Below are 24,109 nucleotides of genomic sequence, written 5' to 3'. Positions count from 1 at the left end.
GACTCGCGGGCGGCCCTCCGATGCCTTTGCCTTTGTTTGAGCGCATTGTTTCGTCTGGTGCTGGCGTACATCTGGCGTGAGATTTGCCGACTTCTTCTTTTTGATGCTTGCTTGGCTAGAGCTTTCAAGCCCTCTCGGCGTGATTCCCGCGTTGGGTTGCTGGGATATGGGAGGGCTCCCTTGCTGCATGTCCGGATAATTCGCAACTTGGCTGAACCTTCGTATCCTTTGGATTCGTGGATCAGAGCAAACTTTTGGGCTCAGCAGCCAGCCCTTGTGTGGCTCTGCTTAGGTTGTTTGGCTGTTGGCTGAGCGGTCTCTTGTTGTTATCCGTTGTTATGTTGTTATTAAAAATATGGGCCTGATTTCATTGTGCAATTCCCCCCAAGCCCTCTACCTGCGGCTTCGTCCGCGAATCTCCAAACAAGGTGTTATCAATTTCTTTGGTCCAACAACGTGTTATCAACCGTTCGCGGAGTGCCTCGAGTTTTGATCGCCTCGGCTCTTTATGGTTCCTTGTACGCGCCGTTGGAGGGACTTATATGGGCAAGCGTTCTCAATCATCTCCTGCCGCTAAGGCAGGGGCTTCTATTCCCAGAACTGCCTTGGTGGCAGATGTGCTTGACGCTGCTTTTGATGGCCAAGTTGTCGCTTTGGTTTCTGAGCGAGGCATGGGCAAGCAGAGACTTATCGACCAGGTCATATCTGAAGTTCGAGCTCAGTCAATTGACGCTCGAGTCTTTCGCTTTTCTCGGCGGTCTGCCGAGAATTCCTATCGGAGGCTTAGGTCTCTTGCGACTGAGCTGCTCTCGGGTGAGGTTGCCCCTCGGTCTTGTTTTGTCTTCGTGGAGGACGTCACCCCTCTTTCTGACAGTCTTGGTCCGCGTATTGCTGGAATTCTTGAGGCATTGCGCTGTGCGGGCATTCTTGTACTTCTCTCTATGGAGCCTTGCGCTGAGGCCCTCCTTGATGGTCTCCCTCGTGTCTACGCGGTGTATGCCGAGGACCTTGTCATTGGGGATGCGGAGTTTGATTCCTGGAGTGAGTACTTTCCGTGTGTTCCCAGGTTCCGCGTTCGTGATTGGACACATGGTATTCCTGCGCTTGTGCCTTCTATTCGGGGCGCCAGGGTGGATGCGACTGGATATCTCGAAGGCGATCGGTGGGATAAGGTCTGCTCGGAGCTTGTTGGCAATTGCTCGGGGCCGTGGCTTATTGACGAAGAGGCCTTGCTCCGCTGCGCCATGCTCCTTCTTGGTCAGGGGAGCCTATCGGATGCCTCAGATCTTGGGATCCGTGTCTCTCGGGACATGGTTCGGAGCCTTGAGAGGGATGTCCCCTTACTTGGCGTCTCGAGCAGGGACGGCTGCTTTCGGGTGATTCCTTGCAATCCTGCTGTCATTGGCGTGGCCATGGTGTCCTCTTGTAGGAGATGGCCCTGGATGATTGGCCGAGCAACCGAGCTTCTTGCGGCGCGCGGGGATGCGTTCAGGGCGGGCGCAATAGCATCGGCGTGCAAGTCTCTTTGCTCGCCGGCGTCGTTGGCTCTTAGGTATCCGGTTGAGCTAATTGATGCCGGGATGACGGCGCTCTTGAAAGACGTGCTCGAAGAAGACCGTGGCGGCGAAGCGGGGCGTCGCCAGGCGCAAGATGCGCTGTGCCTGTGCGGAGGACTGCCTTGGTCTCGCTACGGAAAGCCCTTGGGTCGGCCCAATGAGCCCAAAATTGCGGTGGCTGATGAGACGGAGCCCGACCTCCGAGGCCTGACGGGGCTTCAGCTTGAGCTGCTCCGAGCTTGCCATCGGGTTCGTACGGGCCCCGTCGGGCGACCGGGTGACTTGCCCGCTGACCTTGTGGCCCTCTCAAGTGCGGCCGCGGCTTCAGGTGACCGCATTGCCCGCGTGATGGCCTGTCATGCGCGCGCGTTGTCTCATGCGCTCTCCGGCGCCTCGCTTGAAGCGTTCAGGGAGCTGACCATGGCCAGGGAGCTGAGGGGCCTGAAATCGATGAGGCCATCCGTGTTTGCTGCAACACTCCAGATGGACTTCGAGGCGGCGCGATTGGTCATAGCCGACCCGGAGGGGGCCGCTGATCGTGACGCGACCCTGAGGGCCAAGGAGCTGCTTGCGATTTGTGCCCCGCCTTCCTGGATGGCGGACACCTCGACGCTTGTGGAAGTGGCCGAGTGCCTTTCTGGTGGCGGGACGGCTTGGGGTGGGGCTCGCTCGATGGCGCGATGGGCTGAGCGTGGCGAGGGAGCCATGCTCGCTCTTGGTGATTTTGCCGCCGCCCTGGGCGACCTTCGACGTGGTGCGTTCAGGAGGGCCCACATCAATGCGGCCGAGTGCACAAACCATGCCCGAATTGCGGGGATGTCTGATCTCGCGGCGCTTGCGGGCGTCGTGACGCTTGTGGTCGAGCGATCTCTGGGTGAGGGCGCAGAAAGGGCCGGGCTTGAGAATGCCGAGGCGAGCGCTGATGTCGCCGCCTTGGTACGGCTGTATGGGGCGGTGGCCGCCGGGGATGCCAGTGAGAGAGAATCCGCCCTTTCCTCGCTCGAGAGGGTTTCGCCGAGGGCGGGACTCGTAACAGTGCTGGCGTCGCTGTGTGGTGCTGACCGCGTTAGTGGCTCAGCGATTCAGAGAGGGCTGCCGATGCTATGGCGGGGGAGGACCTCGATTTCGGCAGAGCCCCGTGAGGCCGATGCGGGTTATCTTGGGCATTTTGACTCGAGGGGCTCCGAGGTGGCACCAGGGCCGGCTGACGGGCGTGTCGGACAGGGCGCGGCACGCATGGGGGCCGGCAGCGCGGGCCCGCTCGGGAGTCGTTCGGCAAAACCGGAGTTCCCTAAGTTAGAAGTCAGGGTTCTGGGCGGACTTTCCTTGACGATTGATGGGGTTGTCGTGCCCGAGCGGGCGTGGCGGCGCAGGCACTCCAGGACGCTACTTGCGATGCTCGCGCTGACGCCGGGGCACGTTATCCCCAGGTTCGAGGCCGCGGAGTGCTTTTGGCCCAATTCTGACTACGGGCGTTGGCGGGAGGGGATGTACACGGTCGTCAGCTCGCTGCGCGCGACCCTTGGACAGGTTGGCCAAGCAGGCTATGTGATTGGTGAGATGGGAAGGCTTTGGCTGAACCCCGAGTTCGTCAGCTGTGACATCGACGACTTTGAGCACGTTGTCAGAAATGTCATAGGGGGCAGGAAGCCTGACTCGGCGGTCGTGACGTTGTGCATGCGCGCAGAAGAACTCTATCGGGGTGGAACCCTAAGGGTGTCGGAGGACGCGAGCGGCTTCTTTGGCCGCAGGCACGAGGAGGTGCGGAGACAATACGTCGAAACGATGCTGGAGGGCTCGGCGGCGGCGTTGCGAACGGGAGACACGAGGCAGGCGGTCTGGTTTGCGGAGTCTGCGCGGGTCGAGGATCCGTGCCGAGAAGACGTCTTATCTGCCCTGGGGCGCGCTCGGAGGGCAGAGGAGGAGCGTCGGGCACAAGAGGGGCGCAGGGACAAGAAGGCATCAACAAAACGAAGGCGCAAGAAAGACGAGGGGGACACCGGGGAGGCGGCCTAGGCGTCGCCCACGCCTTCCATCGCTTGCTCACTTTGTGGCGCTTCGCTGATTGGCGATGGTCCGCTTGGGTCGGAGGGGCGGGTTTAGGTAAAGTAAAACAGCTTTTCCCGCCACCATCGTGCCGGTCTCTCGGGTTTTTTAACGATCGACCTGCCCCCTGGATGTCTTTGAGGTGCGCCCATGCCAGGTCTTTTTTCCAAGATTCTCTCCATTGGCTCCGACAAGGAGCTCAAGGAGTTCAAGGCGATAGCCAACAAGGTCAACTCCCTTGGACCGAAGTACGCAGAGATGTCTGACGAGGAGCTCTCGAATCAGACGGCACTCATGAAGGAGCGCTACGCCAACGGCGAGTCTCTGGACAGCCTGCTTCCCGAGGCGTTTGCTACGGCTCGCGAGGCCTCGGATCGCGTGCTTGGCATGCGTCACTTTGATGTCCAGGTCATCGGCGCCATTGCGCTGCACCGTGGCATGATCGCCGAGATGAAGACCGGCGAGGGCAAGACGCTCGTGTCGACGCTCGCCGGCTACCTCAACGCCCTTACGGGCGAGGGCGTTCACGTCGTCACCGTCAACGATTACCTGGCCCGTCGTGACTCTGAATGGATGGGCAAGCTGTACGAGTTCCTCGGCATGAAGGTTGGCCTGCTGCAGAACGGCATGCCCCTGCAGGACAAGGGCCCCGCGTACGCCGCGGACGTGACCTACGGCACCAACTCTGAGTTTGGCTTTGACTACCTGCGCGACAACATGGTCACGAGGGCCAACATGCGCGTGCAGCGTGGCCACCGCTTTGCCATCGTGGACGAGGTCGACTCGATTCTCATTGACGAGGCTCGCACGCCGCTCATCATCTCCGGTGCCGGCACGAAGTCTGCCGATACCTACAAGGAGTTCGCTCGCGCGGTTCGCGGCCTCACCCGTGCTGAGGAGCCTGAGCGCGACCCGCTGGGCGGCCCGGTGCCCGAGCCCGACGGCGACTACATCATGGACGAGGCAAAGCACACGATTGCCGCCACGGACCAGGGTCTTCGCAAGATTGAGGAGCGCCTGGGAACGGAGGTCTATGCCGACCTCTCCGGTCAGCTTGCCAACCACCTTCAGCAGGCGCTGAAGGCGCAGTACATGTTTCACCGCGACAAGGACTATGTCGTGATGGACGGCGAGGTCAAGATTGTCGACGAGTTCACTGGCCGCATCATGGAGGGTCGTCGTTGGTCTGAGGGCCTGCACCAGGCCGTGGAGGCCAAGGAGGGCGTGCTTGTTCGCGAGGAGAACCAGACGCTCGCAACCATCACGCTGCAGAACTACTTCCGCCTCTACGACAAGCTCTCCGGCATGACGGGTACCGCCATGACAGAGGACTCCGAGTTCCGCGAGATCTACAAGCTGCCGGTCGTTGAGATTCCGCCCAACAAGAAGGTACAGCGCATCGACCACGATGACCGCATCTACCGCACCATCGAGTACAAGTTCCAGGCCGTTGCAGACGATGTCGAGCAGCGCCACGCCGAAGGCCAGCCGGTGCTTGTTGGCACGGTCTCGATCGAGAGCTCCGAGAAGCTCTCGCGCATGCTGGACGAGCGTGGCATCAAGCACGAGGTGCTGAACGCCAAGTTCCATGAGCGCGAGGCGCAGATCGTTGCCCAGGCTGGCCGCGAGGGTGCCGTGACCATCGCCACCAACATGGCCGGCCGTGGTACGGACATCCTTCTCGGTGGCAACCCCGATGAGCTTGCCGAGGACATGCTTGCCGAGGCGGGCACGCCGATTGACGTAGCAACTCCCGAGCAGGTCGCCGATGCCAAGGCCAAGGCAAAGGAGACCTGCGCCGAGGAGCGCAAGCGCGTTCTGGCGGCTGGTGGCCTCGCCGTCATCGGCACGGAGCGCCACGAGAGCCGTCGTATCGACAACCAGCTGCGCGGCCGTGCCGGCCGTCAGGGAGACCCGGGCGAGACCCAGTTCTACCTCTCCCTCGAGGATGACCTCATGCGCCTGTTTGGCGCGGACCGCATGGACAAGATCTCTGCCCTCATGGCGAAGGTCGACATGCCGCCTGACATGCCGCTCAAGGCCAAGATGGTCAACCGCGCCATCGAGGGCGCTCAGCGCAAGGTCGAGGAGATCAACTACGCGATGCGTAAGAACGTCCTCGACTACGACGACGTCATGAACCAGCAGCGCCAGGTCATCTACGAAGAGCGCAACAAGATTCTGGACGGCAAGGACCTTACCGCCCACGTGGCGGAGGTCACCGAGGGCACCGTCGACACCGAGGTGCGCAACTTCTGCACCGAGGGTGCCCCGGTGGAGGAGTGGGATCTCGACGGCCTGCGTTCCTGGGTTGCCGACCTCACGGGCATTGACGAGATGCCGAAGTTCTCCAAGGACGCCGACACCGCCGAGGTTGTCGAGGCTATGGACGCCTATGTTGAGAACCTGTACAAGAAGAAGACCGAGGAGTTTGGCGAGGACATCATGCAGCGCCTGGCCGCCCAGGTCATGCTGCGCGTCATCGACACCCGCTGGATGACCTACCTCCAGGAGATGGACTACCTCAAGACGGGCATTGGCCTGCGCGGCTTTGGCCAGCGCGACCCGCTGGTTGAGTACAAGCAGGAGGCCTATGCGGCGTTCCAGCAGCTGGTCAGCACCATGTACGAAGACTTCCTTCGCACGATGCTGCGCATCAAGCTTGCCACCGCTCCTGCCGAGCAGTCCTCGCCGCTCAACGGTGCCCGCTACTCTGGCCCCGCCGACGTCGACGGCGACCAGGGCGCAAGCTCCGTCCTCCGTGCCGGCAAGCACGCGGCTAAGCGCCCGGCCTCTGGCCCGGGCCACATGCGCGCCGAGCGCCGTGACCCGAACGCCCCCGCGCCTAAGGCCTCTGACGAGAAGCCCCACACGTATCGCAAGTCCGAAGACCCCAACCCGTACGTGGGCGTTGGCCGCAACGACCCCTGCCCCTGCGGCAGCGGCAAGAAGTTCAAGAACTGCCACGGGAGAAACCTCTAGATGGCAGACGTGACGAAGACCTCGCTCGACGCGCTTGCCGCACGCCTGAGCGAGGTCGAGAGGTACCTGCATATCGACGAGAGTCGCGCGCTCGTCGCCGAGCTTGAGCGCCAGAGCGTCGAGCCCGGCTTTTGGGATGACGCCGAGGCGGCCCGCTCGACCATGGAGCGCCTGGCGCGCGCCAAGCAAGACGTCTCCGACATCGACAAGGCCCACGCCAGGTTGGAGGATGCCAAGGTCGCGTTTGAGCTTGGCGAAGAGATGGGTGACGAGGACCTTCTCGCCGAGGCGGAGTCTGGCGCTCGCAAGCTCGAGGGTGAGCTCTCGGAGCTCGAGGTGTCCAGCTGGTTCACCGGCGAGTTTGACCATGGCGACGCCATCGTGACCGTCACTCCCGGCCAGGGCGGGCTCGAGGCCCAGGACTGGTGTGGCATGCTGCTGCACATGTACCTGCGCTATTGCGAGCGCCGTGGCTGGAGCGTCACCGTGAACGACGCGCCCACGGCTGAGGTCATCGGCATCGACCGGGCCACGTTCACGGTCTCGGGCAAGAATGCGTTTGGCATGCTTCGCGCCGAGCAGGGCGTGCACCGTCTTGTGCGAATTTCGCCCACGGACCTCAAGAAACGGCGTCAGACCACGTTTGCGGGCGTGGAGGTGCTTCCGGTGCTGCCGGACGACGTCGAGGTCGAGATCGATCCGGGTGACATCCGCGTGGACGTGTACCATGCGAGCGGCCCCGGCGGCCAGGGCGTCAACACGACCGACTCCGCGGTTCGCGTCACCCACCTGCCCACGGGAATCGTCGTGACGTGCCAGAACGAGCGCAGCCAGATCCAGAACAAGGCCACGTGCATGCAAATCCTGAGGTCGAAGCTCTATGAGCTCGAGCTGCAGAAGCGCGAGGAGGCACTCGACGAACTGCGTGGCCCCAAGCACGAGATTGGGTTCGGCAACCAGATTCGCAGCTATGTCCTGTATCCCTACCAGATGGTGAAGGACCTTCGCTGTGGCGTTGAGACGGGCAACGTCGAGGCGGTGCTTGAGGATGGGGACCTTGACCCCTTCATCATCGGCTATCACCGCTGGGTTGTTGGCGGCAGGAAGCCCGTCACGATCGAGGACGAGGGCTAGCCTGGGTCCAAACCGGGTAAGGGCAGCTCAGCGTGGTGTCTACCGCGTGGAGTTTTGAGCCGCCCCAAAGCCCTCTGCTACCATGTACGACATAACTGCCTTCCTATCGCGCGAAAAAAGGAGCAATAAGTGGCTAACCACTTCCGCAGCAGCGAGGGACAGGACGGGACGTCACCCGTGCAGCAGCCCGGGCAGACGAACTCGTACGCACCGCAGCCCGCGGCCGTTCCGTCTTTTGACGAAGCGTCGCAGCAGGCTGCCCCTCAGCAGCCGGCATATTCCGTGCCGACCACCGTACTTGATGACCAGCAGGCCGCCTCTCACTTCGCAACGGCCGTTCCCTCCGTGCCTGGCGTTTCATCGGTGCCGGATGTGACGTCGGTTCCGAGCGTGGCGTCGGTTCCGGACGTTAACGACGAGCCGGCAGCCGGCGGCGTGTCCGCGTTCGCTGACTCCGCGGACGACTACGACGCGTCCGAGGAGGCCGGTTTTACCACGGCCTTCGCGCCCATCACCAAGGAGGCCGACACGCGCTCCGTCAACTCTGGCGGCGTGCCCACCATCTCCTTCCAGGGCGTTTCCATGGTCTATCCCGCCCAGCCCAACAAGCCTGCACTCGACAGTGTCGACGTGGACGTGTATGCGGGCGAGTTCGTCTTCCTGGTGGGCCACTCCGGCTCCGGAAAGTCGACCTTCCTCAAGCTCATCACCCGTGAGCTCAAGCCCACACACGGCCGTGTGCTCGTGGCCGGCCAGGACCTCACGGCTATGCGCAACTGGAAGGTGCCGTACCTGCGCCGCCAGATTGGCTGCGTCTTCCAGGACTTCAAGCTGCTTCCGGACAAGACGATCTTCGACAACGTCGCGTTTGCCCTCGAGTGCATCGGCAAGCCGCGCTCCGTCATCAAGGCCCAGGTTCCCGAGGTGCTTCGCCTCGTGGGCCTCGGCGAGAAGATGGACGTCTATCCCGACCAGCTCTCTGGCGGCGAGCAGCAGCGCGTCTCCGTTGCCCGAGCCATGGTCAACAGGCCACCGCTGCTGGTCTGCGACGAGCCCACGGGTAACCTCGACCCGGCAATCTCGCTGGGCATCATGAAGCTGCTCGAGCGCATTAACCGCACGGGCACGACAGTCCTCATGGCAACGCACGACCGCGAGATGGTCGACTCGATGCGCAAGCGCGTCATCGCGCTCGAGGCCGGCCACGTTGTCCGCGACCAGGAGCGGGGAGGCTACGGCTACTATGGCGCCATCTAATCTCGGGTATTCCGTGCGCGAGGCGGGTCACCACTTCGTGCGCAACGGCTCCACCACCTTTGGTGCGGTCATCACGATCTTCCTGTCGCTGTTCATCATCGGCCTGTTTGCCATGGGTTCGGTGCTGCTCGACGGCATCGTGGGCACGGTCGAGGACCAGGTCACGATTCAGGCCTTCCTCTCCGACGGCGCCAACGACGCCGACGTTCAGGCCCTTGAGTCCAAGATCCAGGGCTGGAGCGAGGTCGAGTCCGTCTCGTACAAGAGCAAGGACGAGGCACTGGCCGAGTATCGCGAGACCATGACGAACAAGAACGCCCCGGACGCGGTCGCGGCCCTCGACGACCGCAACCCCATCCCGGCCTCCATCGTGGTCAAGCTCTATGATCCGCAGGAGGTCGAGAACGTGGCCTCGCGCCTTGGTTCCGACGCGGACTTCACCAAGGTGGCCGATGTCTCCATGGGCTCCGATGGCACCCAGAGCGACCCCTCCGATCAGATCCAGTATGGACAGGGTACGGTCGAGCGCCTGTTTGCGGTGACCAACTGGATCCGCATCGTCACGCTCGTGCTCGTCGTGCTGCTCACGTTCGTGGCCTTCGTGTTCATCAACAACACGATTCGCCTCTCCATCTCGGCCCGTCGTCGTGAGATTGCCATCATGCGTCTCGTGGGCGCATCGAACGGCTTCATTCGCGGACCGTTCCTCACGGAGGGCGTGCTTCAGGCCGTCTTTGGCTCTGCCCTCGCCATCGCGGCTCTCGAGGCCATCCGTCGCTTTGGCCTGCCGATGCTCGCGGAGCGTATCGAGTTCCTGAACTTTGCCATCTCCACGAGGGCCACGCTTTCCACGTATGGCCTGCTCGTGGGCATGGGTTTGCTGATTGGCCTCTTTGGCTCCGCCATCGCCATGCGTCGCTATCTCAAGGTGTAGGAAAGGCGGGCTGATGGGTCACAAGCGCCGAAAGGCCAAAAGCTCAGATGCCCGGCATGCCGGTCCCACGCGGGGCCGGCATGTCTCTCTCGAAGGAGTCCTTCGCGTTGCCCGGCCCGGCTCTGCCGTGGTTGAGACCGCGGAGGGCTCTTTTGTTGTGGCGAGGTCTGGGCTCAACGGCGGGATGGACGGCGACGTCGCAACCGTGGAACTCGTCCGGCGCGGCCCGGGAGACCCCAAGGCGGTTGTGAGGTCCGTGGTGGCGCGTGCCACAACGAGCTTTGTGGGCACCTTTGGGGTTGCAGGGCCCCTGGGGGCCGTGGTCCCCCTCGACGAGAGGGTGAGCAATGACTTCTTTGTGCTGCCGACGGATGCAAGCCCCGCGCGCCTCGGCGTCCGAGAGGGCGACGTGGTTGTTGCCCGGATTCTGACCTATCCTTCACGCCGCGAGGAGGGTGTGGTGACGCTTGAGCGGAGGCTTGGGGCGTCGAATTCCCTCGACCTTCCCATAGAGCGCGTCATCGCGAGCCATGGGCTGAGAACCACCTTCCCCGACCGGGTCCTTGCCGAGGCCGAGCGCATCGAAGCCTGCGTTGAGGCGACGCTTGCGGCGCAACCCATGCGTCGCGACCTGCGGGAGATACCGTGCGTGACCGTCGACCCTGTTGACGCGAGGGACTTTGACGACGCGGTTTCCTGCGAGCGAACGCCGGAGGGCGGCTATGTCCTGGGGGTGCACATCGCCGACGTGACCCAGTACGTTCCCCGGGCATCGGCCGTCGACGTGGAGGCCTGTCAACGAACCTGCTCTGCCTACCTCGTCGACCGCGTGATTCCCATGCTGCCGGAGCGCCTCTCGAACGACGTATGCTCGCTGCGGCCGGGTGAGGACCGCCTTGCCATGAGCGTCCTCGTGCGGCTCGACTCCGCCGGCAACGTGCTCGAGGCGACGGCGTGCGCGTCGGCGATTCGCTCGAGGGCCCGGCTGGACTACGGAACCGTTGGCGAGGTACTCTCCGGAAGACGCGATGCGAGCGCCCTCGCCTGCGAGGCCGACGTTTCCTGCGAGGACGTGGCAAAGATGCTCGGAGGGCTCGACGAGCTCGCGAGGCTGCGGACGAGGGCCCGCGCCAAGCGGGGCGCCATTGACTTCGAGGGCGTGGAGCCAAAGGTCACCCTCGACGGGGGCGGCGTGCCGACGGGCGTGACGGTTCGCCGCAAGACGGCGGCGACCTCGCTCGTCGAGGAGGCCATGCTCGTGGCCAACGAGGCGGTGGCGCAGATGCTTGCCGAGCACGAGGCTCCGTGTGCCTTCCGCGTGCACGAGCAGCCCGCCCCTGAGTCGCTGTTTGCCACACTTCCCGTGCTGCGCGAGCTTGAGCTGCTGCACCCGGGCGATGCCGAGCGACTGCATGCGGGAGACCCCCGTGCCATCCAAGCCGTCATCGCCCGTGCCAAGGGCACGAGTGCCGAGGTTCTGGCGAGCACCCTGCTTCTGCGAGCGATGAAGCGTGCGGTCTACAAGCCGGCGAACGAGGGGCATTACGCCTTGGGTGCCTCTGCATACTGCCACTTCACCTCGCCCATCAGACGGTATCCGGACGTCACCGTACACCGCGCCCTCAAGCGGCTGCTGGGCGTTCCGGTTCCGTGCCAAAGAGACGGGCGGGGCGCTTCGGGCGCATCGGCGCAGGGCCGACGCGCCAGGGAGCTGTCCTCCAAAATGCTGCAGCGGGATTGGCGGGAGGTTCGCCGCCTCCTGCACCAGCTCTGCAGAACGTGCTCGGAGATGGAGCGCGAGGCAGACGCGGCGGCGCGGGAGAGCCAGGCCGTCAAGATGGCGGAGCTCTACGCCGCGCGCATAGGCGAGAGCTTCTCGGGGGTCGTGAGCGGCTGCGAGCGGTTTGGCCTCTTTGTGCGGCTCGACGACACCTGCGCTGAGGGCCTGCTTCCCACGAGGTCCTTGGGCGAGGAATGGTTCGCGTACGATGAGGGAACACTCAGCCTCACGGGAGAGGCCTCCGGCAAGTGCTGGGGAATTGGGATGCGCGTTGCCGTGACGGTTGCCGGGTGCAATCCGGCGCGCGGACAGATCGACTTCACGCTTGCGGGCGGCCCCAGAGGGCGCCGTGGCACCGCAGGCGGGCGAAAGGACTAGGAATGACAGAGCGCACCAACATGACGGAAGACCTCGAGGCCGCCGAGGGCCTCATCGCCGGCGGGCATGCGGACCTCGCCGTCGAGCTTCTCGAGCGCGTCGCCGCAGACGCCGAGGAGTACGTTGACCGCAACTGTCCCACCACCGACGAGGTGCAGTGGTTCAGCTTCCCCACCATCTTCGAGCGCCTTGCCTATCGGCGCGTCGAGAAGGACCCGCGCGAGCTACGCGACGTGGGGGAGCCCCTCGACCGCCTCTACGCCGACCTTGCCCTGGCCCTTGTGAGCGAGGGCGACTATGCCGGCGCCACGAACGCTCTGAAGAGTGCCGTGCGTTGGAATCCCATGGAGTGCGGCTATCGCCTCGACCTGGCGGAGCTCTATCGCACCAACGGCGACCTGCAGGAGTACCTGGGGCTCACCTACTCGGTGTTCGAGCGCGCGAGTGACGTGCGGCACCTCGTGCGTGCCTACTGCAACTTTGCCCGCCACTTCATGGATACCGGCGCGGATTCTGCCGCCGCGGCCGCGCTTCGCTGCGCCCGTAGGCTCGAGTGGCAGGACACGGTGCTCGAGAACCTTCTCGATCGCGTCAAGGGTACGCCGGCAGACCCGGATTCCCTGGCTGACGAGCAGGCGAGCGGCGTTCTTGCCGAGCAGGGCCTGCCTGACGGCGCCAACGCAGAGATTGCCCTCACGATGCTCATGTGTGCCACGGATGCCGCGGCCGTGGGGCAGCGCGAGCTTGCCGCCTCGCTCACTGTTCGCGCGCGCGACCTGGTGGGTGCGCCGGCGGTCAAGGCGCTGCTTGAGCTCATCCGCGATGCGGACCAGGACGGCGAGGCGGGGGGTGATGCGGATGCCGATGCCTAGGAAGCGTGAGCGCAAGAGCATCGCGCGCAATCGGTCTGCGCGCCATGAGTACACGATCGAGGAGACCTTCGAGGCCGGTCTCGTGCTCAAGGGCACCGAGGTCAGGAGCCTGCGCGAGCGTGCCTGCCAGATCACGGACTCCTTCTGCCTGATTCGTCATGGCGAGTGCTGGCTGCACGGCGTGCACATCATGCCGTTCTCGCACGGCTCGATCTTCAACGTGGACTCTGACCGCAAGCGCAAGCTGCTGCTGCATCGCAAGCAGATTGACTACCTGGACGGCAAGCTTCGCGCCAAGGGCATGGCGCTCGTGCCGCTGGAACTCTATTTCGACGAGCACAATCGCGTGAAGCTGGTCATTGGCCTCGGCCGTGGCAAGAAGCTCTACGACAAACGCGCCGACATGGCGAAGCGCGACGTGGAGCGCGAGGTATCCCGCGCGCTCAAGGAGCGCAACCGCTAGCACGCCGACGCGTTGGACGCGAGCCCGGCATCTCCACATGAGGGGCCGGGCTCGTTGCCATTGAGTGCCCAAGGGTGTATTATGCTCGCCATGAAATTAGTTAGTTAGTCTAACTAATAGAAGTTGGTGGTAAACGAGCCCGTTGACGGGCGCTGAGGGGCGGGTCGCGTGACGGAAACTCGCGAGAGTGACGGGGCGGAGATGGGGCGGAGCCCGCGCCAGCAGGCCACCCATGCGGTGCTGAGCTCGGCGGGCGCATCCTACGCCACAGAGCTGAGCGACCTGCTCGTGTCCACCTACGGGTCAATTGACGCCATCGAGAGCAAGATGCTGCATGACACCCACGGCCTGGACATTTCGATTGCAGAGAGCCGGCTTATCGACATCGTGGGCAGGGCGACCATACACGGCGTAGGAAAGATCACGGTGTCAGAGATTGCCGATGCCCTTGGCGTTCGCAGGCCCAGTGCCACTGCCGGTGTCAATCGCCTCGTGACCAAGGGCTTCCTTGCCAAGGCCAGGAGTGAGCGGGACGCGCGCCGCGTCAACGTGGGGCTCACGCGCGCTGGCGAGCGTGTGTATCGCCTGCACGCGATCTTCCACCGGCGCATGGCCGAGGCGGTTGCCGGCGACATGACACCCGAGGAGCGCAACGTGCTGCTCCAGGGCGTGCGCCGTCTCGAGCAGTTCTACGCACAGACAAAGGAGGCCTAGGGTGTCCTTTCACATCATGGGGACGGGCTCGGCCCTGCCCGAGCGCGTCGTCACCAACGACGAACTCTCCCAGTTCCTCGAGACGTCTGACGAGTGGATTCGCGTGCGCACGGGAATCTCGGCCCGTCACATCTGCACCACCGAGACGCTTGATGACCTGGCAGTATCCGCGAGCCGCAAGGCACTCGAGGCCGCCGGCGTGGCACCCGAGGAGCTCGATCTGATCGTGTGCTCCACCATCACCTCGGACCACCTCATGCCGGCGGAGGCCTGCGCCGTGGCCGAGGCCCTGGGTGCGAGCTGCCCGGCGTTCGACATCTCCGCCGCATGCGCGGGCTTCGTCTTTGGCCTCGACGTGGCTGAGGGCTGGTTTGTGCGGGGCAGGGCCCAGCGCGTGCTCGTGGTCTCCGCGGAGCGCATGAGCCGGGCGGTGGACTGGGCAGACCGCGCCACCTGCGTGCTCTTTGGCGACGGCGCGGCCGCAGCGGTGCTGGGCGAGGGCGGGGAGAGCCCGCTGTTCCTCAAGCTCGAGACCAAGCCCAACGTCGAGGCGCTCGACATACCAGGGCTCGTGGGCAACAGCCCGTTCGACGAGACGGAGCGCAGGCCGAGCATCCTCGCCATGGAGGGTCGCCGCGTCTTTAAGTTTGCCGTGAACGCCATCGTCGACGGCGTGCAGGAGATGTGCGAGGCATGCGGCATTTCCGTCTCGGATGTCGACCGCTTCGTCTTTCATCAGGCCAACGAGCGCATCCTTGCGTCGGCCGCCCAGAAGCTGGGCATCTCCGAGGGCGTCATGGCGCACACGCTCGCGGATACGGGAAACATTTCCAGCGTCTGTATCCCGCTCGCCCTCGACCGCCTCGCCCGTTCGGGTGAGCTCGAGGAGGGCCAGCTCGTGGCCCTCGTTGGGTTTGGCGGTGGCCTGGATGTGGGCACCTGCCTCGTGCGATGGGGCGCGCCCAAGAGCTAGCTTCAGGGCGGCGCCTACGCGCCACCCTTCCGTTTCGTTTTTTCGTCTAACCACGCGCGCACCGGCGCGCCAAGAGAAGGAGTAGCCGAAGCCATGATTCACACTCCACTTTGCGACCTGTTGGGTATCGAGAAGCCGGTCTTCCAAGGCGGCATGGCGTGGATTGCCGACGCCAGCCTCGCGAGCGCCGTCTCCGAGGCGGGCGGCCTGGGCATCATCGCGGCCATGAACGCCAATGCCGACTGGGTGCGCGATCAGATCCACGAGCTTCGCTCCGTCACGGACAAGCCCTTTGGCGTGAACGTCATGCTCATGAGCCCGTTTGCGGACGAGGTGGCCGAGGTGGTTGCCGAGGAGAAGGTGCCCGTGGTGGTGACTGGTGCCGGCAACCCCGCCAAGTATATGAAGGCCTGGCGCGAGGCCGGCATTAAGGTCGTACCGGTCGTGGCCTCCGTGGGCCTCGCACGTCTCATGCAACGCGCCGGCGCAACCGCCGTGGTGGCGGAGGGTACCGAGAGCGGCGGCCACATCGGCGAGACGAGCACGATGGCGCTCGTGCCGCAGGTGGTTGACGCGGTGGACATTCCCGTCTTGGCCGCCGGTGGTATCGCCGACGGCCGTGGCGTGGCCGCTGCCTTCATGCTGGGCGCCCAGGGCGTCCAGGTGGGCACCCGCTTCCTCGTGGCCGACGAGTGCACCGTCTCCGACGAGTACAAGGATCGCGTGCTCAAGGCCAAGGACATCTCTACGGTGGCGACGGGCCGCAAGTTCGGCCACCCCGTCCGCTGCCTCAAGACGCCGTTCTCCACGGAGTACGCGCGCATGGAGAAGGAGGGTGCGAACGAGGAAGAGCTGAACAAGCTTGGCACCGGCGCCCTGCGCAAGGCCGCCAAGGAGGGCGACTACGAGCATGGCAGCTTCCTCTGCGGCCAGATTGCCGGCATGGTGACGAGGCGCGAGCCCGCCGCCGCCATCGTGGACGACCTCGTAGAAGGTGCGGAGCGCGTGCTCAGGGAGGCAACCAAGTGGGTAAAGTAGCCATTCTCTTTGCGGGCCAGGGTGCCCAGAAGCCTGGCATGTGCCAGGAGCTCTACAACGCCGAGCCTGCCGCGCGTGAGGTGTTCGACCTGGCGGACGAGGTGCGTCCCGGCACCTCCGCCCAGTGCTTCTCCGGTACGGCAGAGGAGCTGCGTGAGACGGCGAACACGCAGCCGTGCGTGTTCGCGGCAGACCTCGCGTGCGCCCGCGCGCTTGCGGCTCACGGCGTGCGGCCTGCCGCCGTTGCCGGCTTCTCGCTTGGCGAGGTGGCGGCGCTCGCCCTTGCCGGCGCCCTCACGGACGAGCAGGGCATGCGTCTCGTGTGCCGCCGCGCCAAGCTGATGGCCGACGCCGCCGAGCAGCACCCCGGCGCCATGCGTGCGGTGCTCAAGCTCGACGCCGAGACGGTCTGCAGCCTCGCCGCGGAGGCGGGCGACGCCTGGCCCGTCAACTTCAACAGTCCCCAGCAGACGGTTGTCGCGGGCCTTCCCGAGTCTCTCGAGAAGCTTGACGAGCTCGTGCGCGAGGCGGGTGGACGCTCTCGCACCCTTGCCGTCTCCGGCGCCTTCCACAGCCCGCTCATGGCCGACGCCGCCGACGGCCTCGCCACGTACCTCGAGGAGGCCGGCCTGCCCGGCGTGCCCGAGGTTCCCGTGATCTCCAACGTCAAGGCCCTTCCGTATCCCGCGGATGCCGGGACGCTCCCGCGCCGGCAGGAGCTGCTCTCCCGCCAGGTGTGCAACCCGGTTCAGTGGGTCCATACGCTCGAGCATCTCAAGGACCAGGGCATCGACACGTTCATCGAGGTGGGGCCGGGCAAGACGCTCACGGGCCTCGTCTCCCGCACGCTCGAGGGCGTCACGGCGCTGCCGTGCGAGACACCCGAGCAGCTCGAGGCTGTCCTCGAGGCGCTCGGCAAGAAGGGGGAGTAGCCGTGGCAGACAGCAAGACAGGAGCGCTCGGTCGCGACGCCAGCCGTCGCGTGGCCGTGGTCACCGGAGGCTCGCGCGGCATCGGTCGCGCTGTCTCCCTTGCCCTTGCGGCCGACGGGTTCGACATTGCCGTGGTCTTTGGCGGGAACGAGGAGGCTGCCGCCAAGACGGTGGCGGACCTCGAGGCCGTGGGCGCCACGGCCAAGGCCTATTGCTGCGACGTCTCCGACTCGGAGGCCGTGGGCGAGGTCGTCAAGCAGGTCATCGCCGACTTTGGCAGCGTCTGGGCCCTGGTGAACGACGCCGGCATCACGCGCGACGGGCTCATCGCCCGCATGAGCGACGAGGACTTCGACCGCGTCATCGGCGTGAACCTCAAGGGTGCGTTCAATACGATGCGCGCCCTGGCCCGCCCGTTCATGAGGCAGAAGGGCGGCCGCGTGGTGAACGTGAGCTCCGTCGTGGGCCTCATGGGCAACGCCGGCCAGGCAAACTACGCCAGCTCCAAGGCGGGCGTGATCGGCCTCACGAAGTCGTATGCGCGCGAGCTGGCCGCCCGCGGCGTCACCTGCAACGCGGTGGCCCCCGGCTTCATCGAGACCGACATGACGGCCAAGCTTCCCGAGTCCGTCATCGAGCGCTATGGCGAGCAGATTCCCCTCGGCCATCTCGGGAACCCCGAGGACGTGGCGGCCGTGGTGAGCTTCCTCGTCTCGGATGCCGCAGCCTACGTGACGGGCGAGGTCATCCGGGTCGACGGCGGCATGGACATGTAAGGAGTAGCAATGGAACGCAGAGTGGTTATCACGGGCCTTGGCGCCGTGACGCCCGTGGGCAACACTGCCACCGATACCTGGAGCGCCCTCAAGGCCGGTACCTGCGGCATCGGCCCCATCACGCGCTTTGACGCAACCGAGTTCAAGGTGTCGGTAGCCGCCGAGGTCAAGAACTTCGATGGCGCCGAGCTCCTGGGCAAGGGCGAGGCCCGCCACAACGACCTCAACGTGCAGTTTGCGCTCGTGGCCTCCGACGAGGCCATGGCAGACTCGGGCCTGGACGCCGAAGGGGCGTGCGACCCCGAGCGTCTGGGCGTCTACGTGGGCTCTGGCATCGGCGGCATCACGACGTTTGCCGAGAATGTCATCAAGGTGCACGAGGGCGGCGCGCGCAAGGCCTCCCCGTTCATGGTGCCGATGATGATTCCCAACATGGCCTCTGGCGCCGTGTCCATCCGCCACAATGCCCAGGGTCCCACCCTGCCCGTCGTGACGGCCTGCGCCACCTCTGCCCACACCGTGGGCGAGGCCTTCCGTGCCATCAAGCACGGCTATGCCGACGCAATCCTTGCCGGCGGCACCGAGGCGGCCATCATGCCCGCGTCTATGGCGGGCTTCACCAACTGCAAGGCGCTCTCCAAGAACCCCGACCCGGCAACGGCCTGCCGTCCGTTCGACGCCGACCGAGACGGCTTCATTATGGGCGAGGGTGCCTGCATCCTGGTGCTCGAGGAGCTCGAGCATGCCCTCGCGCGCGGCGCCCACATCTACGCCGAGGTGGCAGGCTACGGCAACACGGCCGACGCCTACCACATCACGAGTCCGGACCCCGAGGCCGCGGGCATCACGCGCGCCATCCACGAGGCCGTGGCCGAGGCCGGCCTCAAGCCGGAGGAGGGCCTGTACGTGAACGCGCACGGCACCTCCACCAAGCTCAACGACAAGTGCGAGACGCTCGGCCTCAAGCTCGCCCTTGGCGAGGAGGCCGCGCATGCCGCGCACGTCTCGTCCACCAAGTCGATGACGGGCCACATGATTGGCGCTACCGGCGCCGTGGAGGCCATGGCATGCGTGCTGGCGCTCCAGGACGGCGTGATTCCGCCCACGATCAACTACCACACGCCCGACCCCGACTGCGACCTTGACTACACGCCCAACGAGGCCGTCGAGGCAAAGGTCACCTGGGCGCTCTCTACTAACCTGGGCTTTGGCGGGCACAACGCCGCGCTTGCGTTCCGTGCCTTCGAGGGGGAATAGCGCATGGACATGGACAAGATTGACCAGCTTGCGGACCTCATGGAGCGCCATGGGCTCACGCGCGTGCGTCTCGAGGAGGGCGATGGGGCCGCCGTTGAGCTCGAGTGCCAGCCCGCGCCCGTCGTTGCCGCCGCGCCGTTCGCCGCCGCTCCCGCGGCTGCCGCACAGGCCCCGGCTGCGGGTGCTTCGGCTCCGGAGCCTGCCCCGGCTGCCGAGGACGATCCGGACGTTACCTGCGTGAAGGCGCCGATGGTGGGTGTCTTCTACGCCGCACCCTCGCCCGGCGCCGAGCCGTTCGTGAAGGTGGGCTCCAAGGTGCACGCGGGCGACACGCTCTGCGTCATCGAGGCCATGAAGCTCATGAACGAGGTCACCGCCGAGCGCGACGGCGAGGTTGTCGAGGTGTGTGTCGAGGACGGCGACCTCGTCGACTTTGGTCGCTGCCTGATGAAGATTCGCTAGCGCCCCTCGCCGGGACCGGGCCCGTGTGGCTGCGGGCCCGGAGCGCGCTGGCCCAAGGAGGTCACTCATGAACAAAGAGGAGCTCAAGGCTCTGCTCCCGCACCGCGAGCCGATGCTTCTGCTCGACGAGGCGGAGGTTGTCCAGGGCCCCGATGGCCCCGAGGCCCACGGCAGGCTCGCCATCACGGGTAAGGAGTTCTTCGTCCAGGGGCACTTCCCCGGCAACCCCGTCGTGCCGGGCGTCATCCAGTGCGAGATGCTCGCCCAGAACTGCTGCGTGCTGCTGGCGGACGACCCCATCGCCAAGGGCGCCACGCCGTACTACACGAGTCTCGACAAGGTGAGGTTCAAGCACCCTGTCGTGCCCGGCGACACCGTTGAGATGGTGTGCCGCATCACGCGCACAAAGGGCCCGTTCCGCTTCGCGGAGGGCGAGGCCCGCGTGAACGGTAAGGTGTGCTGCAAGGCCGAGATGTCGTTTGCCCTCATGCCGGCGTGCAAGGAGGCGTAGGGGTCGTGTTCGAGAAGATCCTCATCGCCAACCGCGGCGAGATTGCCGTGCGCGTGATTCGCGCCTGCAAGGAGATGGGCGTGAAGTCCGTGGCGGTGTACTCCACGGCAGACGCTGCCTCCCTTCACGTGAACCTAGCGGACGAGGCCTACTGCATCGGCGGGCCGCGTCCCCAGGAGAGCTACCTCAACGAGGACGCCATCATCACGGTGGCGCTCGAGAGCGGCGCGAAGGCCATTCACCCGGGCTACGGCTTCCTCTCCGAGAACGCGGGCTTTGCGCGTGAGTGCCGCGACCACGGCCTCGTGTTCGCGGGCCCCTCGCCCGAGGTCATCTCGCGCATGGGCGACAAGGACGCCGCCCGCAGGACGGCCCGCGCCGCGGGCGTGCCCGTGGTTCCCGGCTGCGACCTGCTTGCCGGCCCCGATGACGCCGCGGCTGAGGCCGAGCGCATAGGCTGCCCCGTGCTTATCAAGGCGCGCGCGGGCGGCGGCGGACGCGGCATCCGCAAAGTTGAGCGTCCCGAGGATGCCGCAGCCGCCTACAACGAGGCCCATGCCGAGGCCCAGAGCGCCTTTGGCGACGGCGAGTGCTACATGGAGAAGTTCGTGCACCCCGCGCACCACGTGGAGGTGCAGGTCCTTGCCGACATGGCGGGCAATGTGGTGTCTCTGGGCGAGCGCGAGTGCTCCGTGCAGCGCCGCAACCAGAAGCTGCTGGAGGAGAGCCCCGCCCCCTGCCTGGAGGGCCACGACGACATCCGCGCCGCCATGCACAAGGCCGCGCGCGACCTCGCCCGCGAGGTGGGCTATGTGGGCGTGGGCACCGTTGAGTTCCTCTACACGGACGCCGGCGAGTTCTACTTCATGGAGATGAACACGCGCCTGCAGGTGGAGCACCCCGTTACCGAGATGGTGACGGGCATGGACCTCGTGAAGTGGCAGCTGCGCGTTGCCGCCGGCCAGGAGCTCCCCTGCGAGGGCGACGAGGTGCCGGTGGTCAAGCACGCCATCGAGTGTCGCATCAACGCCGAGACGCCACAGGGCCTGCCTTCGTGCGGGACGGTGACGGGCTTGCATGCGCCCGGTGGCCCGTGGGTGCGCCTCGACTCCGCGCTCTACGCCGGCGCTAACGTGCCGCCGTACTACGACTCCATGGTGGGCAAGCTCATCGTGAGCTCGCCCACGCGCGAGGAGGCCATCCGCAAGATGCGCGCCGGCCTGGGCGAGCTCGTCATCGAGGGCGTCTCCACCAACGTGGACCTGCACTTCGACATCCTCGCCAACCCCGAGTTTGCGTCTGGCAACTACCACACTAACCTGATGGAGCATCTCTATGAGTAGGAACAAGCGCGACAACGAGCTCGAGGGGCCCGTCACTGAGGTTCCCGTAGAGCTGCCGCAGCGCACGCTGCTCGTGAAGTGCCCGGGGTGCCGGCGCATCATCGACCAGGAAAAGCTCTCCGAGAACCTCGACGTGTGCCCGCGCTGTGGGCACCACCTGCGCCTCTCCGCCCGCAGGCGCATCCTGGCCACGGTGGACGCCGGCAGCTTCGAGGAGTGGGATCGTGCCCTCGAGGCCCGCGACTTCCTGGACTTTCCAGGCTATAAGGAGAAGCTCGACGCCGCGCGCGCAAAGACGGGCGAGGCGGACGCCGTGATGTGCGGCAGGGCCACCATCGGCGGCCGGGCCTGCGCGCTGTTCGTCATGAACGCCGACTTCATGATGGGGTCGATGGGCTCCGTGGTGGGCGAGAAGGTCTGCCGCACGTTCGAGCGCGCGTGCGAGGAGGAGCTCCCCGTGGTGGGCTTCACCGTCTCCGGCGGCGCCCGTATGCAGGAGGGAACCACCTCGCTTATGCAGATGGCCAAGGTCTCCGCCGCGCGTCGGCGCCTGGCCGAGGCGCGGCTTCCGTACATCTGCGTGCTCACGGATCCCACCACCGGCGGCGTTACCGCGAGCTTTGCCATGGAGGGCGACGTCATCCTGGCCGAGCCGGGCGCGCTCGTGGCCTTCGCGGGCCCGCGCGTCATCGAGCAGACCACACACAAGCGGCTGCCGGCGGGCTTCCAGCGCTCGGAGTTCCAGCTCGAGCATGGTTTTGTTGACCGCATCGTGGAGCGTCGAGAGGTGCCGGGCGTCGTCGCCGAGCTGCTCTCGCTGCTTGGGGGAGAGGCCCCGGGTGTCGGGGCCGTCGACGAGCTTCACCCCGAGCCCGCGCCGCGCGTGAAGCCGCGCCGCCGTCGTGATGGCGACGGTGCGTACACGAAGGTCGAGCGGGCGCGCTCCACCTCGCGGCCCACGTCGCTCGAACTCGTCGAGCGCGGCTTCGAGGGCTTTTGCGAGTTGCACGGCGACCGTCTCTTTGGCGATGACGCCGCCGTGGTGGCGGGCCTTGCGTGGGCGGGTGGCCGCGTGATGGTCATCTGCGGCACCGAGCGTGGACGCTCCACCAAGGAGCGCGTGGCCAGGAACTTTGGCTCGGCGCACCCCGAGGGCTACCGCAAGGCCCTGCGCCTCATGCGCCTGGCAGAGCGCTTTGACCTGCCAGTGGTGTGCCTCGTGGACACCTCGGGCGCGTTCTGCGGCATTGGGGCCGAGGAGCGCGGCCAGGGCGAGGCCATCGCCACGAACCTCGTGGAGATGAGCGGCCTTCGCGTGCCGGTGGTCTCCGTCGTGGTGGGCGAGGGCGGCTCCGGCGGCGCGCTGGCGCTGGCCGTGGCCGACCGCGTGCTCATGCTGGGAAGCGCCGTGTACTCCGTGGTGAGTCCCGAGGGCTGCGCGTCCATCCTCTGGAAGACGGCCAAACGCGCGCCCGAGGCCGCCGAGGCTCTGGGCCTCACGGCCGCGGACCTCACGCGCCTGGGCATCGTCGACGGCGTGCTGGACGACGAGGGCCTCAACGCCGACGAGCTGGCGCGCACGCTGCTCGCGAGCGTGGAGGCACGCCTGGACGAGCTTGCCACCCTCAATGCCAACGAGCTGGTGGCGCGCCGCTACGAGCGCTTCCGTCGGATGGGCACGGCGGCGCTGCGAGGGTAGCGCTACGGGTGGCGCGTGGTTGCGGTTGCGTGGCGCCGACGGGCGGAAGGCCGTCGCGCGGCTTGCGGCTTGCCGACAACAACCGGCGGGCGCCGGCGCCATGACGTTTGTTATGTTCTCACCCTGCCATCCCAGCGCTTGGGTATAGTAGGGCGCGATAGAAGGAAGCCCGCTTGGCGGGCCTGAGAGAAGGGGGCCACCATGGCCGAGGAGTCCACGTTCGATCGCATTGTCAAGATCCTCCAGGAGCAGGACGGCCTTGAGGACGTCGAGATCACCAATGACACCAAGCTCTCCGACCTTGGTCTGGACAGCTTGGCCGTCGTCGAGGCCGTCATGGCCTGCGAGGACGAGTTTGGCATCGAGGTCGACGCCGACGCCTCCCCCGAGACTGTGGGCGACTTCGTCGACATGGTCGAGAAGCTCCTCTAAGCTTCTTGAGCGTGCGGCCGGAGCCTCGCGTTCTGCCAACCGTGCAACTTGTACCTCATCCCGAGCGCAAAAGCGTGGGTCGCGGAAGATGGATGCGTTACAAGTTGCACGGTTGGCGTGCGATGCCATGGTCGAGGGCAGATGGGGTATACTCTCCGTCACCTTTGGGGGCGACTGGTTTCGACAGGGTGTTCCTGAGGCGGGCAGCAAGCCGTGGTCTCCTCGCCACGTTAAACAGGGGTACCGTCAAATTGAATTGACGACAACTCTTATCAGGGCTCTTACGCCCTCGCCGCTTAATTAATTAGTGGCCGTCGAAACGGGGATTGCTTCCGTTCCCGTGGAGACGTCATTTTAGGAAGTTGCTGGCGCGGACGTAGTTGGTATGCCGCGCAGTAAGCCTGAACCAGCTGGGATGCCGAGCGCGGGTCACCGTGCGCGACGCATTCGAGACCCAAACGGCGACTGAGCTTGGAGACACCTGCCAGGGGAGTGCTTTGGACCGGAGTTCGATCCTCCGCGCCTCCACCAAACGCAACGAGCGGGCCGCGGCTGCATCAGCCGCGGCCC

19 protein-coding genes and 1 other RNA gene are annotated in these 24,109 nt (G+C 65.6%); all 20 read left to right on the top strand.

All coding sequences use genetic code 11. The features are described from left to right. Positions 1-1,976 precede the first annotated feature (1,976 nt). The 20 genes from EFAMC2_RS01565 to ssrA all read left to right on the top strand — a co-directional run bounded on the left by EFAMC2_RS01565 (position 1,977) and on the right by ssrA (position 24,070). Positions 1,977-3,572: a hypothetical protein gene (locus EFAMC2_RS01565; protein ID WP_154026344.1), complete on the top strand. Its 1,596-nt coding sequence runs from the start codon at positions 1,977-1,979 to the stop codon at positions 3,570-3,572. A 180-nt stretch (positions 3,573-3,752) separates the two neighbouring features. Further along, positions 3,753-6,584: a preprotein translocase subunit SecA gene (gene secA, locus EFAMC2_RS01560; RefSeq protein WP_154026343.1), complete on the top strand. Its 2,832-nt coding sequence runs from the start codon at positions 3,753-3,755 to the stop codon at positions 6,582-6,584. Continuing rightward, positions 6,585-7,718, top strand: coding sequence for a peptide chain release factor 2 (prfB, locus tag EFAMC2_RS01555; protein ID WP_154026341.1), 1,134 nt, complete (start codon positions 6,585-6,587; stop codon positions 7,716-7,718). 129 nt (positions 7,719-7,847) lie between these two features. Continuing rightward, on the top strand, positions 7,848-8,975 hold the full coding sequence (ftsE, locus tag EFAMC2_RS01550; protein WP_154026339.1) for a cell division ATP-binding protein FtsE: 1,128 nt from the start codon (positions 7,848-7,850) through the stop codon (positions 8,973-8,975). Beyond that, positions 8,962-9,909 carry a permease-like cell division protein FtsX gene (gene ftsX, locus EFAMC2_RS01545; protein WP_154026337.1) on the top strand — a complete coding sequence of 316 codons (948 nt, stop codon included), beginning with the start codon at positions 8,962-8,964 and terminating at the stop codon, positions 9,907-9,909. The genes ftsE and ftsX overlap by 14 nt, the downstream gene beginning before the upstream one ends. 13 nt (positions 9,910-9,922) lie before the next feature. Further along, on the top strand, positions 9,923-12,067 hold the full coding sequence (locus EFAMC2_RS01540; protein ID WP_154026335.1) for a ribonuclease R family protein: 2,145 nt from the start codon (positions 9,923-9,925) through the stop codon (positions 12,065-12,067). Between the two features lie 2 nt (positions 12,068-12,069). Continuing rightward, positions 12,070-12,939 (top strand): hypothetical protein, encoded by an 870-nt coding sequence (locus tag EFAMC2_RS01535; protein WP_154026333.1) that lies wholly within the window; start codon positions 12,070-12,072, stop codon positions 12,937-12,939. Continuing rightward, complete coding sequence (gene smpB / locus EFAMC2_RS01530) at positions 12,932-13,402, top strand: SsrA-binding protein SmpB (protein WP_154026331.1); 471 nt, start codon at positions 12,932-12,934, stop codon at positions 13,400-13,402. Before EFAMC2_RS01535 ends, smpB begins: the two co-directional genes overlap by 8 nt. Positions 13,403-13,570: 168 nt before the next feature. Continuing rightward, entirely contained in the window at positions 13,571-14,116 is a 546-nt protein-coding gene (locus EFAMC2_RS01525; protein WP_154026329.1) for a MarR family winged helix-turn-helix transcriptional regulator, read from the top strand. A 1-nt stretch (position 14,117) separates the two neighbouring features. Further along, complete coding sequence (locus EFAMC2_RS01520) at positions 14,118-15,089, top strand: beta-ketoacyl-ACP synthase III (protein ID WP_154026327.1); 972 nt, start codon at positions 14,118-14,120, stop codon at positions 15,087-15,089. Positions 15,090-15,182: 93 nt separating this feature from the next. Continuing rightward, positions 15,183-16,127, top strand: coding sequence for an enoyl-[acyl-carrier-protein] reductase FabK (gene fabK, locus EFAMC2_RS01515; protein ID WP_154026325.1), 945 nt, complete (start codon positions 15,183-15,185; stop codon positions 16,125-16,127). After that, positions 16,115-17,059 carry an ACP S-malonyltransferase gene (locus tag EFAMC2_RS01510; protein WP_154026323.1) on the top strand — a complete coding sequence of 315 codons (945 nt, stop codon included), beginning with the start codon at positions 16,115-16,117 and terminating at the stop codon, positions 17,057-17,059. The genes fabK and EFAMC2_RS01510 overlap by 13 nt, the downstream gene beginning before the upstream one ends. Before the next feature lie 2 nt (positions 17,060-17,061). Further along, positions 17,062-17,835 carry a 3-oxoacyl-[acyl-carrier-protein] reductase gene (gene fabG / locus EFAMC2_RS01505; RefSeq protein ID WP_154026321.1) on the top strand — a complete coding sequence of 258 codons (774 nt, stop codon included), beginning with the start codon at positions 17,062-17,064 and terminating at the stop codon, positions 17,833-17,835. Positions 17,836-17,844: 9 nt separating this feature from the next. Further along, entirely contained in the window at positions 17,845-19,092 is a 1,248-nt protein-coding gene (gene fabF / locus EFAMC2_RS01500; protein ID WP_154026319.1) for a beta-ketoacyl-ACP synthase II, read from the top strand. 3 nt (positions 19,093-19,095) lie between these two features. Further along, entirely contained in the window at positions 19,096-19,554 is a 459-nt protein-coding gene (accB, locus tag EFAMC2_RS01495) for an acetyl-CoA carboxylase biotin carboxyl carrier protein (protein ID WP_154026317.1), read from the top strand. A 67-nt stretch (positions 19,555-19,621) separates the two neighbouring features. Then, on the top strand, positions 19,622-20,065 hold the full coding sequence (gene fabZ / locus EFAMC2_RS01490; protein ID WP_154026315.1) for a 3-hydroxyacyl-ACP dehydratase FabZ: 444 nt from the start codon (positions 19,622-19,624) through the stop codon (positions 20,063-20,065). Between the two features lie 5 nt (positions 20,066-20,070). Further along, positions 20,071-21,408 (top strand): acetyl/propionyl/methylcrotonyl-CoA carboxylase subunit alpha, encoded by a 1,338-nt coding sequence (locus tag EFAMC2_RS01485; protein ID WP_154026313.1) that lies wholly within the window; start codon positions 20,071-20,073, stop codon positions 21,406-21,408. Continuing rightward, complete coding sequence (gene accD, locus EFAMC2_RS01480; RefSeq protein ID WP_154026311.1) at positions 21,401-23,107, top strand: acetyl-CoA carboxylase, carboxyltransferase subunit beta; 1,707 nt, start codon at positions 21,401-21,403, stop codon at positions 23,105-23,107. Before EFAMC2_RS01485 ends, accD begins: the two co-directional genes overlap by 8 nt. A gap of 201 nt (positions 23,108-23,308) precedes the next feature. Further along, the gene (locus EFAMC2_RS01475; protein ID WP_154026309.1) at positions 23,309-23,539 is read left to right on the top strand and encodes an acyl carrier protein; all 231 of its coding nucleotides are present in this window, start codon (positions 23,309-23,311) and stop codon (positions 23,537-23,539) included. Between the two features lie 166 nt (positions 23,540-23,705). After that, positions 23,706-24,070: a transfer-messenger RNA gene (ssrA, locus tag EFAMC2_RS01470) on the top strand. The last annotated feature ends 39 nt before the right edge of the window (positions 24,071-24,109 follow it).

The organism is Olsenella uli (assembly GCF_901212655.1).
In the GTDB taxonomy this organism is placed as follows: Bacteria; Actinomycetota; Coriobacteriia; order Coriobacteriales; family Atopobiaceae; genus Parolsenella; species Parolsenella uli_A.
The sequence above is the reverse complement of the archived record's forward strand: the minus strand, read 5'-3'. Positions and strand labels throughout refer to the sequence as shown.

Coding starts and splice junctions, on each gene's coding strand:
- EFAMC2_RS01565 (WP_154026344.1), top strand. CDS start 1,977: ATGGCCAGGGAGCTGAGGGGCCTGAAATCGATGAGGCCATCCGTGTTT.
- secA (WP_154026343.1), top strand. CDS start 3,753: ATGCCAGGTCTTTTTTCCAAGATTCTCTCCATTGGCTCCGACAAGGAG.
- prfB (WP_154026341.1), top strand. CDS start 6,585: ATGGCAGACGTGACGAAGACCTCGCTCGACGCGCTTGCCGCACGCCTG.
- ftsX (WP_154026337.1), top strand. CDS start 8,962: ATGGCGCCATCTAATCTCGGGTATTCCGTGCGCGAGGCGGGTCACCAC.
- EFAMC2_RS01540 (WP_154026335.1), top strand. CDS start 9,923: ATGGGTCACAAGCGCCGAAAGGCCAAAAGCTCAGATGCCCGGCATGCC.
- EFAMC2_RS01535 (WP_154026333.1), top strand. CDS start 12,070: ATGACAGAGCGCACCAACATGACGGAAGACCTCGAGGCCGCCGAGGGC.
- smpB (WP_154026331.1), top strand. CDS start 12,932: ATGCCTAGGAAGCGTGAGCGCAAGAGCATCGCGCGCAATCGGTCTGCG.
- fabK (WP_154026325.1), top strand. CDS start 15,183: ATGATTCACACTCCACTTTGCGACCTGTTGGGTATCGAGAAGCCGGTC.
- fabF (WP_154026319.1), top strand. CDS start 17,845: ATGGAACGCAGAGTGGTTATCACGGGCCTTGGCGCCGTGACGCCCGTG.
- accB (WP_154026317.1), top strand. CDS start 19,096: ATGGACATGGACAAGATTGACCAGCTTGCGGACCTCATGGAGCGCCAT.
- fabZ (WP_154026315.1), top strand. CDS start 19,622: ATGAACAAAGAGGAGCTCAAGGCTCTGCTCCCGCACCGCGAGCCGATG.
- accD (WP_154026311.1), top strand. CDS start 21,401: ATGAGTAGGAACAAGCGCGACAACGAGCTCGAGGGGCCCGTCACTGAG.
- EFAMC2_RS01475 (WP_154026309.1), top strand. CDS start 23,309: ATGGCCGAGGAGTCCACGTTCGATCGCATTGTCAAGATCCTCCAGGAG.